This is a genomic window from Rheinheimera baltica DSM 14885, from assembly GCF_000425345.1.
Taxonomy (GTDB): Bacteria; Pseudomonadota; Gammaproteobacteria; order Enterobacterales; family Alteromonadaceae; genus Alishewanella; species Alishewanella baltica.
This window is the reverse complement of record NZ_AUDG01000001.1, coordinates 121,040-136,624: the sequence shown is the minus strand read 5'-3', so window position 1 is coordinate 136,624 and position 15,585 is coordinate 121,040. Positions and strand designations below refer to the sequence as shown.

Here is a 15,585-nt window from a genome sequence, read left to right as displayed (position 1 = left end):
TATGCAGGGTATAGATCTTGACTCATTTTTGCGACAAACGGCGCCTTTCAGATTCGTTGACGAGGTCAGCTTTTGTGAAGAGGAAAACCTCATCAAATCAGTGCGGCTTTATATGGGCGATGAAGATTTTTTCGTTGGCCATTTCCCGGGGGATCCGGTAGTGCCGGGCGTCATCCTGGTGGAGAGCATGGCCCAGTCATGCCGGGCCTGGCTGAATAACAAACTCGGTGAAAAAGCCGAAGGATTTATCGCCTCGATTGACCGGGCCAAGTTTATCAAGCCGGTCAGGCCAGGGGATGTCGTGATCATTGAGTCTAAACCACTGAATGATTTATCCGACCTCGGGACTGCGACTTCAAGATTTTGTCGTTTTTCCTGTGTGTCGAAATGCGGTGACGAAAACGTCGCCAAAGCGAGCTTTACGCTCTATCAAAACAAGTAACTAACCTTAACTAACGGAGTAATACCTATGAACTTTTCAAGAAATGAAATTTTAGATTTTGTCGTAAATTCAATTTTCCTCGACCGTCTGGAGCTGGCGGATGACGGTTACAGCGCTGAAGACTTCTCCGAAGAGACGTTGATCCTCAGCGAACAGGGTCTGGGTCTGGATTCCGTAGACGTTCTGGATTTATTGGTTGGCATTGAGAAAAAGTATCAGTTTAAGCCAATCGAAATCGACAGCACCTTTATTGATGAAGTTTGTGCATCGATTGGCAGTGTCATCGATATGGTGCAATCACGCATGAAGATCGCGGCGTAACGCTGCAACGGGGAGCAACCATGTCAGACCTTTTCATCAACAGCAACGGCATCATCCCACAGTCTCTGCTCGAGCGACTGCAGGCTGCTGGCCGTGAGTGTCATGTCCTTGAATTGCCAGAACACACTGATGGTGCCGCCATAGTGCGGCAGCATTTTGAACAACTGAGCAATGAAGGTCGGTATTACCACAATATCTATCTTGATTTAACTGGTGGTTTCAATGAGTTAGCTGAATTTACAGCGGATGCAGTGACCGCTATGCAGCGATTGGAACTGCGGTTAACCGAGGTCCTCAAAGCGTTGAAGTACGGGTCGCAACATCTGGCCAGAGCTGACGGCGGACGCATCTGGGTGCTGTGTTATGACCACAGCGTCAATTACAGCGTCGCTTCGCCGTCAAACCCCATCACCAACAATGCGGTGATTGCGGCGGTACAAAGTATCGCCAAGGAAGTCGCACGTTTTGACGTGTCAGTGAATGTCTTCCTGATCCATCCGCCCAAAGAAAGTGTCACCAACGACAGCTGGAAGCAGGCGAAACAGAGCCTGAAAGTCTATGGCATGAAGTACAAGCCGCAACCGGTACAACACATTGCTGAGCTGCTGCAGATGTATGCCGGTCTAAAAAATCTAACCACCACCGGCGGCATCATCCCGGTGGGCAGTGGCATCGCCGCAGGTAATATCTAGGAAAACCGATGAAAACAATCATTGTTACAGGCGGCACGCGTGGCATCGGCAGAGCCATTGTCGACATGCTGGTTGCCAAATTTAAACAAAACGTTCCGGCTGTGGCGCAAACCCGGCTGGTGGTGACTTACCGCAGTGGTGTGGCGCAAGCCGACGCCCTGGCTGCCGAGTTAAAAGATCTTGGGATCGACGCTGATATTCAGCAAATGGATCTGGCGGATTTGTCGTCTGTGACGGCTTTTGTCCAGCATGTTACGCAGACTTACGGCAAAGCTGATGCCCTGATTAACAATGCCGGCATGACCAATGATGGCTCTTTTCTGGCGATGGCAGACGCCGACGTTGCCAGCCTTATTCACACCAATCTTAACGGCACTATTGCGCTGACTGAACAAATGGTGCCGTTGCTGCAGCAAGCCGGTTGTTCGTCGGTGATTTTTATGGCATCGGCGGCTGGAGTTTACGGCAAAGAAGGCCAGGTGCCTTATGCCACCACCAAAGGCGGCATTATTGGGTATTCACAGTTGCTCGCGCGGCGATATGGCCGGCAGCGGATGTATATCAACGCTGTTGCGCCGGGTTTTATTGCCACTGATATGGTGACAGCGCTGGATCCAGCCATGTTTGAACACACGCTCAACAATGCTTCGATTGGCAGTATGGGCACCCCTGCGGATGTGGCGAACGTTGTCCACAGCTTATTGACCCCCGGCTACATTCAGGCCACCACCATCAAAGTTGATGGCGGCCACCTTCGTTAAGGACAGTTACTGATGAAACATTTAATCCAGGATCAAGACATTGTTGTGATTGCCGGTTTAGGCGTGTTCACCCCGCTTGGGCGGGATGCCACTACACTGGCCGACGCCATTCTGGCGGGGCAGTGTTCGATTGTCCCTTCAGAGAATATTGCTGCTGATCAGTTGCTCAGCAATCTGACGTCAGAGTTTTCGAACCATGACACCTTTGGCTTAGACCGGGCACTCACTGAAAAAACCGACCGTGGGGTCTGGTTCACGCTTAAAGCACTGGAAGAAGCCATGACTTCAGCTGGCCTTCGCAAAGCCGATTTTGACAGTGAGCGTACTGCAGTGGTGGTGGGTACTTCACACAGCGGCATTCAACACGTGGAAAAAATTATGAAAGCGGCGTTGTTTGGCGACAATGCCACCCTAAATCCGCACGATTTTTACGCGGCATTGACCGATCACGTGTCCACAACGGTTTGTGAATATCTGGCGCTGAAGAGTATCAAAGTAACCATTTCATCGGCTTGTTCTTCCAGTAACACCGCTATAGGTTATGGCCGGGATTTGTTGCTGTCGGGCCAAACCGATCGGGTGATAGTGATTGGCACTGATACCTTGTCTGAGAGTATCGCTGCTGGCTTTAACAGCCTTAAAGTTCTGAGTAAATCGCCAGCGGCCCCCTTTTCGAGCCCGTCTGGTATCAGCCTTGGGGAAGGTGCCGGTGTGTTGATTCTGGAAAATCTGGCCAGTTCAAAACAACGCGGCAATCAGCACCGGGGCGAAGTGCTTGGCTATGCGCTTTCTTCCGATGCCTTTCATCAGACTTCAGTTGATGACAACGGTGAAGGCATCGAAACCGCTATCCGTTGTGCCCTTGATAACGCCGGTGTTGGCCTTGGGGATATTGACTACATTTCGGCACATGGAACTGGCACCGATAGTAACGATGTCCCTGAATCGCAAGCAGTGGCGCGGGTCTTTGGCAGTAATGTGAAGATTTCCAGTGTTAAATCCAGTGTTGGTCATACCCTAGGCGCCAGCGGTGTGGTAGAGCTGATTATCAGTTTGATCTGTGCCGAAAAAGGCTATTTCGCACCAAATAATCATTTCACTGAACCTCGGAATGGCTGTGCGGCGCTGGATTATGTCCATGGCCCGCAGGAACCTGCCAGTATCAATACCATCCTTTGTAACAACTACGGTTTTGGCGGGAATAACTCGTCATTGGTGGTGTCGCGAGCTGCAGGCGTGTTTGGTAAAAAAGCACCGCAACAACGCAAGGTTTATATCAGTGGTTATGGCCATTGTGTTGCGGATGCAGCAGAAGGTCAGGACTGGCTGACCCAGCTAGAACAGGGACGTAGCTTTAGCCAGAACGACGATCAATACCAGACTTTTATCGGCAAAGTAGCGTTACCAACCGGTGCGAAAAACAGTGCCCGCCGCAGTTCTCCCAGTATCCAGTTTGCGGTGAAAGCTACTGAGCATGCTATAGCGAACTTTGGCCTGACCGAAGTCATGGCCGAAAAACGATATGAAACCGGTCTGGTTTCGGGGTTATTACATGGTGCTCAGAAGTCGCTGGAGAAGTACATGTTGTCGGTGTTTGACGATGGCCTGGCTTACGCAAGTTCCACCCAGTTTCCGCTGACAACCCTTAATGCGGCAGCAGGTGAGGTGTCAATTAAATTCGGGATCAAAGGGTTTAATACCACTTTATGCGGCCCGGTTGGATCAATGAAATTTGGTTTTGATGCAATCAAAATTGGCCATCAGGAGCGGATCTTTGACTTATCAACCGATGAAATGACACCGCTGATTGCTAGCTTATGTGAGCACTTTCAGGTGCTTGGCAAGTTTGACGGCGACGTGCCTGGTGAAGGCTTTTATCTGACCGAAGGCGCCAGTGTAACGGTGCTGGAGTCGGGTGCCGCTATCGAGCAGCGAGGTGGACAAAAACTGGCTGAAGTGCTGGCGTTTAACGTAAATCAGGATGGTATTGGTCATGATTTAGAAGGTAACGGCAGCCAACTGGCGCATGTGGCAAAGCAAGCCTTAACCGCATCAGGTCTGACGATCGCCGATATTGATTTGGTGATTGGCGTCGGTCAGGGCAGTGCTGCATTTATGAATAATGAACACCTCGCTTTACAGAGCCTGTTTGGCGATACGCCACCCCAGCTGACATCTGCAGCAATGCATTTAGGCTATTCACCCACGGCAGTATTGCCACAAATGGTTAACCTGGGCGCGGCCATTTTAAATGGTGCACCTTACTGGAGCGCCGATCAACAAGGTGCGATCTGGCAGCCGGCACTGCTGCAGCGTGATCAGCAGCCACGACATATCTTGGTTCTGTTCACCTCGGTCACCTTTGAACATTGTGCTTTAGTGCTTGGAAAAGTGGAGTAAAGCATGAATACCTATTTAGTCTCTTATGCCGACACTGATGCGGGTGGAGTGCTCCATCACGCCAAATATCTCGAACTTGCTGAAACGGGGCGGCATTGGTGGCTAAAACGCAGGGAACTGTCGTTTTCAAGGTTGAATAAGGAGCACGGGGTATCCCTGGTGGTGCATGCCATCGCTGCCAAATATCAGGCGGCCATCTTCCTGGAGGATGAGCTTGAAGTGAAAACAGTGCTACGCAGCATCGATCGTAGCGGCGTGGTATGGCAAACCCGGATCACTAGCCGTAACACGCTGTGTTGTGCTGTGACTACCAGAATGGTCTGTGTGCAAGCCGCTGAAAAAACCATTATGGCGATACCGGACTATCTGATAGCAAAACTAACCGCTGAAGTAGAAAGCGACTAACTGGCAACATCAGGAGTGACCTATGCCAAAGATTATTTTAAAGGATGCTTTTTATTCACCGTTCAGCGAAGAGTTTGCTGACAAAAGCATTGAGCAGAGTGCCGAACAGATCCGTGCTGTCATCAGGCAGCACACTCAAAGTATTGGCGCTGATCGTGATTATTCGTACAGCGATGCCGGCCATCATTATTTGTGCAGCACCATGATGGATTCGGTGTTTTCAGCCGGGGCTATTGCATCTGGCAATTTGCTGGAAAGCGATGCGCTGGTTAGTCAGAGTTTTACCCATGCTTACGAATGTGCCTGCTGGGGATATTGCCTGCGGTACCACTTCGAGCATAAACCCCATCAGCCGTTACTGGCTATTTCAATTCTCGACATTAACTCAATGGAAATGAAGTACTGGTCGGAAAATGAGCAGTGGGGCAAATCAGGTTTTGGTATCACCACTTTGTTCTTTGAAATTCAACAAGAGGGTGACGCCGCTGACTTACTGCACACCGGCGTCGCCAGTGGCGGCAACAATATTATCAGTTTTGCCAGTTTCGCCAAGCAGGTCGCCCGCAAGTGCCAGGCCAGCACATTGTCGTTGCCATTTTTCCCCGAGAGCATGTCTTTTCCGGTGCGGCGTTCGCTCAAAGACGTCGCTTTGTTGTCCGATGGTCACGCTCACTATGGCCATGCCTTTGGTAGTGATCCCTGGATTGCATTTATTAACGATCACCAGCAACAGGATTTTGCTGATCAGAACATTGTGTTTGGGTCGCTGGCGCTGCGGGGCTATTACTGCTTCGCCGATGTCAGCGTGGCTGTGAACGTCCACACCCGGCACTTTTAACAACTTAAGATGAGCAATAGTGATGAATGATATCAAACAATTTTTAAATCAAAACTCGTCGTTCCGCTTGGATCAACGGGACCTGCATTTCCAGTTGTTCAACGTGCTGAACGTCGAACAGCAGATTATCAATACCCCGGCGTTCAGTCATCTTAATAAAGAGACATGCATTCAGGTTATTGATTTAGCAATTAAATTTGCACGTGAATATTTAGGACGCAGCTACCAGCTCGCCGACAAAGCCGGCTGCAACATGCTGTCGCCAACCGAAGTTACAGTACCTGAGGTTTATCAGCATGTATTTGCCAAATTTCAGGAGCTGGGACTTTGTGGCATTTCCGCCCCGATGGAATACGGTGGTTGTGGTACGCCTTATGTTATCAATCAGGCGATTTACAGTGTGTTGTATGGAGCGGATCCGGCCTTCTGCATTTATCCGGGTTTTAATATTGGCGCCGTTTATTTACTGCAAAAATTTGGTACCGAGCAGCAACGCCAACTGTACAGCCAGGCCCTGACGACACCCACCATGACCGCCGCCATGGTGATGACGGAGTCAGATGCGGGCTCAGATGTAGGCTTGATCCGGACCAAAGCGCTGCGTGAGCCTGATGGCCGTTACCGCCTTGAAGGCTCGAAGATTTTTATCTCATCTGGTATGCACAATCTGACCAATAACATTGTTTATTTTGTGTTGGCACGATTGGACGATGCACCGCTTGGCACCCAGGGCCTGAGCTGCTTTATTGTGACCAAATATGCGCTTAATGCCGATGGTAGCCCGGGCGAATACAACCACGTTAGCTGTGATGGGGTGGAAAAGAAAATGGGCCTCAAAGGCAATGCCACTGTGCAATTGTCATTTGGTCAGACAGGGTCTTGTTACGGCACCTTGCTGGGCGAAAAAGAAAACATGGGTTTATCGCAACTGTTGTTGTTGATGAATCTGGCGCGGGTTGCCACGGGCACTTATGCACTGGGGCTGGCCACGTCAGCCTATTACAGCGCGGCTGACTACGCTCAGCAACGTATCCAAGGCACCAGCATCCGGGCGATGTCATCGCCAAAAGCAGAGCGGTTGCCGATTATTGCTCACCTTGACGTCAAACGTATGTTGCTGGATATGAGAGCAAAAGTAGATGGCATGCGTGCTTTGGTGCTCAAAGCCGCCAACTATTCATCGTTAGCCATCACCCTTCATGATGCCGAAGGTGATGCCAAAGCCCTGAAAAAAAAATATGAAACCTTAGCCGATCTACTGACCCCGGTGGTGAAAGCCTATTGTTCAGATCAGGCGTGGACCGTGTGTGAAACCGCAATCCAGGTGCATGGTGGTTATGGTTACATCAGCGACTTCCCGGTCGAGCAACAGTGCCGCGACGTGAAAATCATGAGTATCTGGGAAGGCACCAACTATATGCAGGCGGCAGATTTAGTCCGATCGAAATTATCCCTCGGCAAGCCGTCCAGAGCTTTTGGTTACTTTAAAGAAGAAATCATCAATTTTTGTGAGCAAAAACAGCAGTTTCCGCAGCTGGCCGATCAATTTGAACAGTTGGAGGCTGCAACCACAGCGCTTAGCACTGCTCTTGCAACCTTCGGTGACTGGTTATCTGGCGGAGAAATGGAACAAATCTATCTGATGTCGACCCGTTTTATGAACGCTTTTGGTGATTTGACCGTTGGCTGGTTGTTGTTGGAAAACGCAGTTGCCGCGCAAAAGGCCATTGCTGACAGTAAGCGAGCTTTTGACCTGTCGTTTTATCAGGGGAAAATTTACGCAGTTAAATATTTCTATCGCAATACGCTGGCGCATCTTGGTTCAAAACTGCGGGCAATTGCCGACATCGATGAAACTTTCAAAGAGTTAAACGCCGATCATTTTCCTCAATTTTAGTAGTGGCAGCCAATGAATATCTCTAAAGCAATCCGTATTAGTGTGTTGATAGCGACCAGTTCTTCGGTTTATGCCGAAGGTGTGGACCCATTTGCAACGTCAGAAAATGATGACTTGGTAGCTGGCAACATGTCAAATCTTACAGCTAGTTTAGATTTCATTTATCAAGGAACATACATTCCAGAGCTAAGACACATTCAAAGTAACGAATTGTTTGAGAATAATGCCATTGTTGATAGTCAGATAAAATGGACTATTAGCGATGATGCAAAAATTAAAACAAGAGGCATGGTTAGTTATAACTATAAACAGCTAGGCGGAAATAGTAGTGATGAAAGTGATATTAAAGCGCTTGAGTATTATTACGAACATCGTCTTTCTAAAGCTGGTCATTATGTGTCTGTCGGCCGGAAGAATTTAGGCTGGAGTGCTGGGTTTCAATGGCGACCAGCAGATTTAATCGATAATGGATTTACTACGAAAAATTTCGATTCTATGGATCCAGCCCGTTATTCAGGGATAGATCAAATTCAATATGAAATGACAGGTAGTGTTGTAGATTATTCATTATTATTGTCAACGCATGATGAAAGTTTTTATCGTGGAAAACAAATTGCGTCAAAAATAAGTTTTAAACGTTTTATCGACGGTTCGTTGTTTTATGCAAAAGTTGGCGATTACTCAGAAAAATTTGGTCTGGCACTGGATGGAAATTTACCCTGGGCAACGACGTTTGTACTGGAAGCAGTGCAAGTCGAGATTGATAAAAGTAATCTGACGGATCCATTTTACTTTGGAAGAACGCTAGAAAGTTTAAGTGGAATTGGCAGCTATCAGGATATTTTTCTCGGGTTAACCCGATATATCGATGATAAGCAGCGGTTCAGTGTCGAATATTTTCATAATGGCCGCGGCTTTCGTCACGGCATGCAAGAACAAATGATAGACCAGTCGGTTAGTCATTATATGAAAAGTGGTGGTGGTAGTTTATTTATTGATTCAAAAATATTTGAAGAGCAGTACTTGGGGCGTAATTATCTTTATGCCGCCTATACCGGTTTTCACTCTGGATATGAAGCTCAGGTGAAGCCAAGTGTTTTAGTAAACATGGATGATGGTAGCTATATCGGATCATTGTCAGTTAAGAAAGAGTTTGGTGGTAATTCAGAGCTTCTTATAAAAGCGAATTATTACCATGGTGGAAAAGAATCAGACTTTGGTTCTATTTCTCCAGGCATAAGTTTTGGTGTTTCATATTTACTGCATATTTTTTAGTTAATCATTATAAGGAGACAGTTATGTCTAGTTTTGAGAATAAAAGCGTTGTACATCCAGAATTACTGCAAAAGCTGATCACAGTGACAGCCGAAGCGTTAAAAACAGATACCGTGGATCCACATGTGCCATTGGCGGAAATCGGTATCGATTCACTGAACATTGTCGAAGTGATTATCGCCTGTGAAGAAATTTATAGCGACTTTCAGATTGATCCTTCCGAACTGGAGTTTGATGACATGACATCGTTGGCTGATATGCATAACCAGATGATTTCATTCGAGATGGCCGCTTAACGGGCGGCCCCCTTTTTTAAAGGAACAACGACAATGAGCATTATTAGCATCAGTGGTCTGGTAAAACGTTACGGCAAAATACCGGCATTAAAGGGAATTTCCTTCGATGTCCGGCATGGCGAAATATTCGCATTGCTGGGGCCAAATGGTTCCGGTAAAACGACGACGCTGGAAATACTTATGGGGTTGCGCTCATTTAATGAAGGGGAAATTAGATACTTCGATGCGGCTGGTCAACAGAAGGTTGGTCTGAAAATTGGACCGGTTTTTCAGACCCCGGTGTATTACGACAATCTGACGGTACGCGAGTTAATTAAGTACTACTCGCAGTTTTACGATACGCCATCAAACCATGTAGATAAATATTTTGACCTGGTGAATTTGCTGGACAAACTGGACTGCCAATACAAAGATTTGTCTGGTGGTCAGAAACAGCAGTTATCGATTTTGCTGTCACTCGTCAATGACCCGGATATTCTATTTTTTGATGAACCATCTAATGCACTGGATCCGCAAATAAGATTAAAGATATGGGATATTATCCGAACTTTAAAAAGTGAAGGTAAGACAATCATATTTACCACCCATTATATTGAAGAGGCAGAAGCGCTGGCTGATCGCGTTTCTATTCTCAGTAAAGGTGAGATTCTGGTGACAGATAATCCAGAAAACATCATTAAACTTTATAACGACAGTTTCAAAGTAGAGTTTACGCTTGAACAACCGGTTGATGTGGAATCGTTTGAACAATTTGGTGTTGTCGGTATGAGCTTCTTTGACGGTGTGTATTCATTTAGTGTCGATTCAATTAATGGCCGTTTGATGCAAATTGTCAAAGACATGTCTGAAAAACTTTCTATTTCGAAGATAACCATCGGGAAATCATCGCTGGAAGATGTATTTGTCCGACTCACAGGCGAAAAGGCAGCATCATGAGACAATTAGCTAATTTTTTTATTATGCAATGTATTATTGCATACAGAAGTAAAACTGCTCTTTTTTGGTCATTTTTATATCCGTTGGCGATGCTGGTTTTAATGTTATCAGTCTTCGGTGATGCGAAAGGTGCTGGTGTGACCGGTGATGATCCAAGACTGATGACAGTGACCGGAGTGTTTGTCATTACCATTATGTCAGGCGGCATTTTTGCACTGACCACAGTCCTTGCTGCAGATTTTCAATCGGGTGTATATAAAAGACTTAAAGTGACTGATTTAAACCGGTTTCATGTAACCATCGGTTTAATGTTGCGACAGCTTATTATTATTGTGCTTGGGATTATGTTGGTTACTGCCGGCGCAGCTGTGCTTTTTTCGGTCTACCCAAATGGCAATTTCTTTTCGGTATTGTTATTGATTTTTATCGGCAGCGTCTTGTTTAGTTCAGTGGGAATTATTATTGCTAATTTGTGCAGTCGTCCTCAAACGGCGATAGCCATCGCCAATGCGATATTTCTAATCATGATTTTTCTGAGCGGTTCAACTTTTCCAAAAACATTTTTCCCGGATTGGCTAGCGGTTATTTCTCAGACCTTACCGGCGAGTTATCTGTTTGATTTAATCGAGTCACAGCTTTTTTATGGTGAAAGCCTGCTCGAAAACTCACAGGATTTTTTAGTTTTGTCGGCGATGTGCCTGATTGCATTCGGCATTTCAGTTAAAACATTTAAGTGGGAATAGGACTTGATCATGGACAACATTTTTACTTTAAAAGACTTAATTACTCCGGTTCTTAATGGCAACTTCAGCGGTTGTATCAGCACTGAAGCCGATGATGGCTGTTCTTTTACAGCAGAGCTGGAACTGGCCGCAAAGTATTGCCATCCGCTCCAGCATCAGCAGAAAGTTGTAGTGATGGTTTCCAACACGCTGGAAACGGTCGCGGCTTTGTTGTCGGTGTGGCAGCTTGGTGGTGTGGTTGTGCCAGCCAAAAGGGAGATGTCTGAAGCGGCCCTGCAAAATATTATAGATGACTGTGGTGCAGATTTTGTACTTGACCCGGAAGCGCGCAGCTTAAAACCTGTCACCACGCAACAATTGCATGCCGTGGTGCCACCTGCCTTTCATTATTTGACCCAGCCCCGGCTGACGGGGGTTGACCTGGCTTTGATTATTTATACGTCCGGCAGTACCGGTAAGCCTAAAGGCATCATGTTGACACATGCCAATGTGATTTCGGCGCTGCGTTCAATTCTAGGCTACCTACAAATTCGGCAAAGTGATCGCATTATGCTGATTTCGCCGCTGTCGTTTGATTATGGCCTGTATCAGTTGTTCTTCTGTCTTGCGACCGGCTGTCAGCTGGTGATGTGTCGCAAAACCATTAATCCAATCAGCCTGCTGAATATTGTCGAAAAACGCGGCATTACGGTATTACCGTTAATTCCGGCACTGGCCAGCAGCTTGCACAAATATCTGGAACGCTTTAATAAGAAAATCAACGGTGTGCGTTTAATTACGAGCACCGGCGGGGTGTTTCCGTCGCACACCGCACTTGGTTTAAAACAACAGTTCATCGGTGCTGAGGTGGTGAAAATGTATGGTTTGACCGAATCAAAACGGGTGTCGTATTTACCTGCGGGATATCTCGGTGAAAAGAGCGATTCGGTTGGGATCCCAATGCCTGGTCTTGATGCCAAAATTTTCCGTGAAGTGGCAACCGAACATAACAGGGTGGTGCTGGAGGAGTTGCCAAGCGGTGAGGTTGGACAATTGTTTGTTCGGGGTACCTCGGTGTTCCAGCGATATTTTAACCTGCAAAATGATGCCGGGGCCAAAGTTGTAGCCGGTCGTTATCGCGATGATAACTGGTTGGCCACTGGTGATTTGTTTATGCAGGACGCAGATGGTTTTCTGTACTTCAAGGGCCGGGTCAAAGATCTGATTAAACAGCGAGGTTTCTGTATATATCCCCGCGATATGGAAACGATTGTCTATAAGAATCCGGCTGTGGAAATTTGTCTGGTGGCTGGTGTGAAAGACAGTTACGACAACGAAATTGCCAAGCTGTTTGTGGTGTTGGTCGAGCAGACGAAACAAGCGCAGGATGAATTTAAAACCTGGCTGCAGCAGCATGTCGATGCTGATTATATGTTTGCCGAAATTCAGTTCTTGCAGCAGATGCCGCTGTCGAATAATGGCAAGGTCGATGTTTCACAACTGACCAAAGCAGCATAGAGCAACCTCATCGGTATGTCCGGTGCGGTCATTGTGGTTAATCAGAGAGTAACATCATGATAGGTATTGAAGAACTAGTCTGTTTTGTGCCCGAACGCCGTGTTGCTATTGCGGATCTCAAAAGTGAATTGCAGCTCAGTGATGAAGATATTTTTGTACACACCACTTTTCTGGGCCAGAGCAAAGTGGCATACGATCCACAATTGCCATTGATCAAGTTATTACAAGGGGCTTTGGATCAGCTTGTGGTAAGCCCGGCATATACCGGTTACAAAATTACCCATCTGCTATACACGCACACAGTTGGCTGTAATCAGGCGCCGTTGCAACCGTTATTAAACGAGCTGGTGCAACAGTATGGTCTGTCTGAATGTAATGCGATGGCCATTACGCAGGGCAGCTGTGCGGCCGGAATTATGGCATTAAAGTACGCTGAAAACCTGTTGCATGAGGCCAACGATGATGAAGCGATCATTATTCTTTCGGGCGATCGAAGTTTTGGTAACTGGCGCAAACAGCCGGGTACAGCCATTACCGGTGATGCTGCTTCTGCCGCTTTAATTACCCGCAATGGCACGAAATCGAAAGTGCTGAACACACATATGAAAATCGACAGTCGTTTTCATATGGGGTTTGGCGACCCGAAGGTGTTGGAAGAATTCAGAAAAGACAGCCTGGATTTACTGAAGCAGTTTGTCGTTGATAGTATTGGTAAGTCCGGTTATGAACTGGCTGATCTGACGCTGATTTTGCCGCCGATCACCAACAAATCATCCTGGAAAACGGTGGCAAATCATTTAGGGATCAACAAGTCGATGATCTATGTCGATAACGTGCCGAAAATTGGCCATTGTTTTACCGCTGATAATTTTATCAATTATTGTACGGCCCGTGACGAAGGGAAAATCAAAAAAGGCGATTTGTGCCTGTTATTGTCCACCGGTACCGGCTTCTTTTATACCTCAGCGTTAATCCGTCACTAAGCGGATTTTGCACCATTGATCAGAAGGATTTTCCGATGTATTTAAAAGAGCTGCGCAGTCAGTTATTTCCGGTTGGCCAAGGCAGTGTCCGGATGAACTATGAAGGCACCCGCCATTATCTGGAGCAATTATCGGCGCTTGGTACGGTTGAATTAACACACGCCACTGAGCAGGAGCAGGCAATTATCAATGCCAGCTACGTACCCTCTCATACTGAGATGGTGGCGGCATTAGCTCCGCATGGGCGACCGGATTTGATTATCTTGTCTTACTGGATGCCGGATTTAGACACCAGGGTTGGCAATGCGCTGGTAACCACCATTTGTGCCATGTTTGATGCTGCTGCCACTGAGACCATGGCGGTCAGTGAAAATGGTCCCGGCGTGGTGTTCAGTGCCCTGGAGTATGCTGAAAAAGCCATGCGCGCCTGCCAATACCAGGAAGTCTGGGTATTTTCGTTAAATCAATTCCAGGGCGGTTCGGACAGGGAAGAGCGGATCTTCTGGTCAGAACCGGGACGGGGTTTATGGTTTCGGCTCCTGGCGTCGGCCGGGGATGGTTTGTCGCCGAAAATATCGGTGTGCCGCGCACCTGCTGCTACCCATCAGGCACAACCGGTTGATCGCAGTCAAAGCTGGCTGGATATTTGTCAGTCGCTGACCCAGTTACAGCAGTTGCCGCCAGGTGAAAACTGGAACTATAGGCACCAACACGAATATAACCAGTTGGTGCTGGATATCAGTGCTGTTTTTGATAAAAATCCAGGGTGATTGTAGGTAGTCCTGCCATGAGTTGTTGCCGTACCTCTGAGGTCAGGTGATATCCGAGCGTGATCATTTGCAACAATTGCTCCAGCTGTGTAATTGTCTCCGGCTGCCAGCGCCAGCTTAACTGCTGTCGTTGCTGGAGGCTAAAGCCCGCTTCTTTTGCTATTTATGCACTGTGCAAACGTGCGTCTTGGTAAATTTTTGTTTTTTAATTCAATTAAATGCTGTGGAGCAAGAATGACGGTGCGCAACCAGGTATTTGCCTGGCAGACTCTTACCAGCTCGCTGCTTTGTGAATGTGCGTAAGTTCACAAGTTCATCATAACGCTGTAAAACTTTGAGCAGCAAACGGCAAATGATAGTTACTAGCCACTGCAAGTTGCTGTTTCAGGTGCTTTTTTTGGCGGCCGTTTTAATCGCTGCTGTGGAAATATCGATGCCTTACAAAGTCACAGCTTTTGCTGTGTTTGAAGCATTCACTTGCTTGCGATACAGGGGTAATATCCGGGGTAAGTGCGTTATCGCACATATTCGCCAGAGGGGATCTGTTAGCTTGGTTGTTCATGCCAGCACATTTACGTGTCTTGCATCCATTCTGAGTAACCAATATGAATAGCAGTGATGATAACCGTCGTGATGATAACAACAGCGATGGTCATGGCACGGCTAACACAGCCACTGATTTAGCCATTAATCCTTATTGGCCTAGCGCCCTGGTGGTGCCGGTGATAAAAAATAACCTACTGATTAAAAACCAGATTGACGCGGACCCCATTGTTACCCATGCCACGCCGCCTGCTGGTGGTATTTTACGTAAGGTAAGTAAGGCACTAACACGCACGTTAACACGCGCCGGGCGCATAGCAAAGTAACCTACCTTACGAACTATCTTGTTTTGCGATAATGCGGCAGCCTTGAGGTGACGCTGTGTGTTGCGGCCTATGAACAACTGCATGCTGAAGGGATCCATGCGCGGGTTATTAGCAAGCCATCGTTAGTAGCAGGGGCATGACATTGTCAGTCTGTTTTTTATTAAACAGGTGCTTATTATGAATATTGATCGTTGGGTTATTCGTTTTGCGGGTGCAGTAGTCGTAGCCAGTTTATTGCTGTCTCAACTGCACAGTGTGTATTGGTTGTGGGTAACGGCGTTTGTTGGGCTTAACTTGCTGCAGTCGTCATTTACCGGCTTTTGCCCCATGGCCATGCTGTTGAAAAAAATGGGCGGGCAAGCTAAACCGGCATTTGAGTAAATCAGTCCTTAGCACCTGATGTCATTTGTCAGCCGCATTTGCCGCAGCATCGCCGATGGTTAATAAGTTGGCCATACCG

At 47.2% G+C, this 15,585-nt stretch carries 17 protein-coding genes; all 17 read left to right on the top strand.

All coding sequences use genetic code 11. The annotated features are described in order from the left end of the window. The first annotated feature begins 1 nt into the window (after position 1). The 17 genes from H595_RS21405 (at position 2) to H595_RS0100555 (ending at position 15,506) form a co-directional block, all read left to right on the top strand. Entirely contained in the window at positions 2 to 442 is a 441-nt protein-coding gene (locus H595_RS21405; RefSeq protein ID WP_051219682.1) for a 3-hydroxyacyl-ACP dehydratase FabZ family protein, read from the top strand. Positions 443 to 469: 27 nt separating this feature from the next. Further along, entirely contained in the window at positions 470 to 763 is a 294-nt protein-coding gene (locus tag H595_RS21400; RefSeq protein WP_037053276.1) for an acyl carrier protein, read from the top strand. Between the two features lie 20 nt (positions 764 to 783). Beyond that, a complete protein-coding gene (locus H595_RS0100630) occupies positions 784 to 1,455 on the top strand; it encodes a Rossmann-fold NAD(P)-binding domain-containing protein (RefSeq protein WP_027669445.1) in 672 nt (223 codons plus the stop codon). Positions 1,456 to 1,463: 8 nt separating this feature from the next. Beyond that, entirely contained in the window at positions 1,464 to 2,216 is a 753-nt protein-coding gene (locus H595_RS0100625) for an SDR family NAD(P)-dependent oxidoreductase (RefSeq protein ID WP_027669444.1), read from the top strand. A 12-nt stretch (positions 2,217 to 2,228) separates the two neighbouring features. Beyond that, entirely contained in the window at positions 2,229 to 4,616 is a 2,388-nt protein-coding gene (locus H595_RS0100620) for a beta-ketoacyl-[acyl-carrier-protein] synthase family protein (protein WP_027669443.1), read from the top strand. A 3-nt stretch (positions 4,617 to 4,619) separates the two neighbouring features. Beyond that, complete coding sequence (locus H595_RS0100615) at positions 4,620 to 5,021, top strand: acyl-CoA thioesterase (protein ID WP_027669442.1); 402 nt, start codon at positions 4,620 to 4,622, stop codon at positions 5,019 to 5,021. Between the two features lie 22 nt (positions 5,022 to 5,043). Then, entirely contained in the window at positions 5,044 to 5,859 is an 816-nt protein-coding gene (locus H595_RS0100610; RefSeq protein ID WP_027669441.1) for a hypothetical protein, read from the top strand. Between the two features lie 22 nt (positions 5,860 to 5,881). Next, a complete protein-coding gene (locus tag H595_RS21395; RefSeq protein ID WP_051219681.1) occupies positions 5,882 to 7,756 on the top strand; it encodes an acyl-CoA dehydrogenase family protein in 1,875 nt (624 codons plus the stop codon). A 12-nt stretch (positions 7,757 to 7,768) separates the two neighbouring features. Continuing rightward, positions 7,769 to 9,031 carry a hypothetical protein gene (locus H595_RS0100600; protein ID WP_027669440.1) on the top strand — a complete coding sequence of 421 codons (1,263 nt, stop codon included), beginning with the start codon at positions 7,769 to 7,771 and terminating at the stop codon, positions 9,029 to 9,031. A 23-nt stretch (positions 9,032 to 9,054) separates the two neighbouring features. Next, positions 9,055 to 9,327 carry an acyl carrier protein gene (locus H595_RS0100595; RefSeq protein WP_084153414.1) on the top strand — a complete coding sequence of 91 codons (273 nt, stop codon included), beginning with the start codon at positions 9,055 to 9,057 and terminating at the stop codon, positions 9,325 to 9,327. Between the two features lie 33 nt (positions 9,328 to 9,360). Next, positions 9,361 to 10,263, top strand: a complete 903-nt coding sequence (locus H595_RS0100590) for an ABC transporter ATP-binding protein (protein ID WP_027669438.1) — start codon at positions 9,361 to 9,363, stop codon at positions 10,261 to 10,263. Further along, the gene (locus H595_RS0100585) at positions 10,260 to 11,006 is read left to right on the top strand and encodes an ABC transporter permease (protein WP_027669437.1); all 747 of its coding nucleotides are present in this window, start codon (positions 10,260 to 10,262) and stop codon (positions 11,004 to 11,006) included. Before H595_RS0100590 ends, H595_RS0100585 begins: the two co-directional genes overlap by 4 nt. A 9-nt stretch (positions 11,007 to 11,015) precedes the next feature. After that, complete coding sequence (locus H595_RS0100580) at positions 11,016 to 12,503, top strand: class I adenylate-forming enzyme family protein (RefSeq protein WP_027669436.1); 1,488 nt, start codon at positions 11,016 to 11,018, stop codon at positions 12,501 to 12,503. Between the two features lie 56 nt (positions 12,504 to 12,559). Further along, positions 12,560 to 13,486: a ketoacyl-ACP synthase III family protein gene (locus tag H595_RS0100575; RefSeq protein WP_027669435.1), complete on the top strand. Its 927-nt coding sequence runs from the start codon at positions 12,560 to 12,562 to the stop codon at positions 13,484 to 13,486. 35 nt (positions 13,487 to 13,521) lie between these two features. Further along, positions 13,522 to 14,256 carry a hypothetical protein gene (locus H595_RS0100570; RefSeq protein WP_027669434.1) on the top strand — a complete coding sequence of 245 codons (735 nt, stop codon included), beginning with the start codon at positions 13,522 to 13,524 and terminating at the stop codon, positions 14,254 to 14,256. A 605-nt stretch (positions 14,257 to 14,861) separates the two neighbouring features. Further along, positions 14,862 to 15,125, top strand: a complete 264-nt coding sequence (locus H595_RS0100560) for a hypothetical protein (RefSeq protein ID WP_027669432.1) — start codon at positions 14,862 to 14,864, stop codon at positions 15,123 to 15,125. A 177-nt stretch (positions 15,126 to 15,302) separates the two neighbouring features. Next, a complete protein-coding gene (locus tag H595_RS0100555; protein WP_027669431.1) occupies positions 15,303 to 15,506 on the top strand; it encodes a YgaP family membrane protein in 204 nt (67 codons plus the stop codon). Positions 15,507 to 15,585 lie beyond the last annotated feature (79 nt).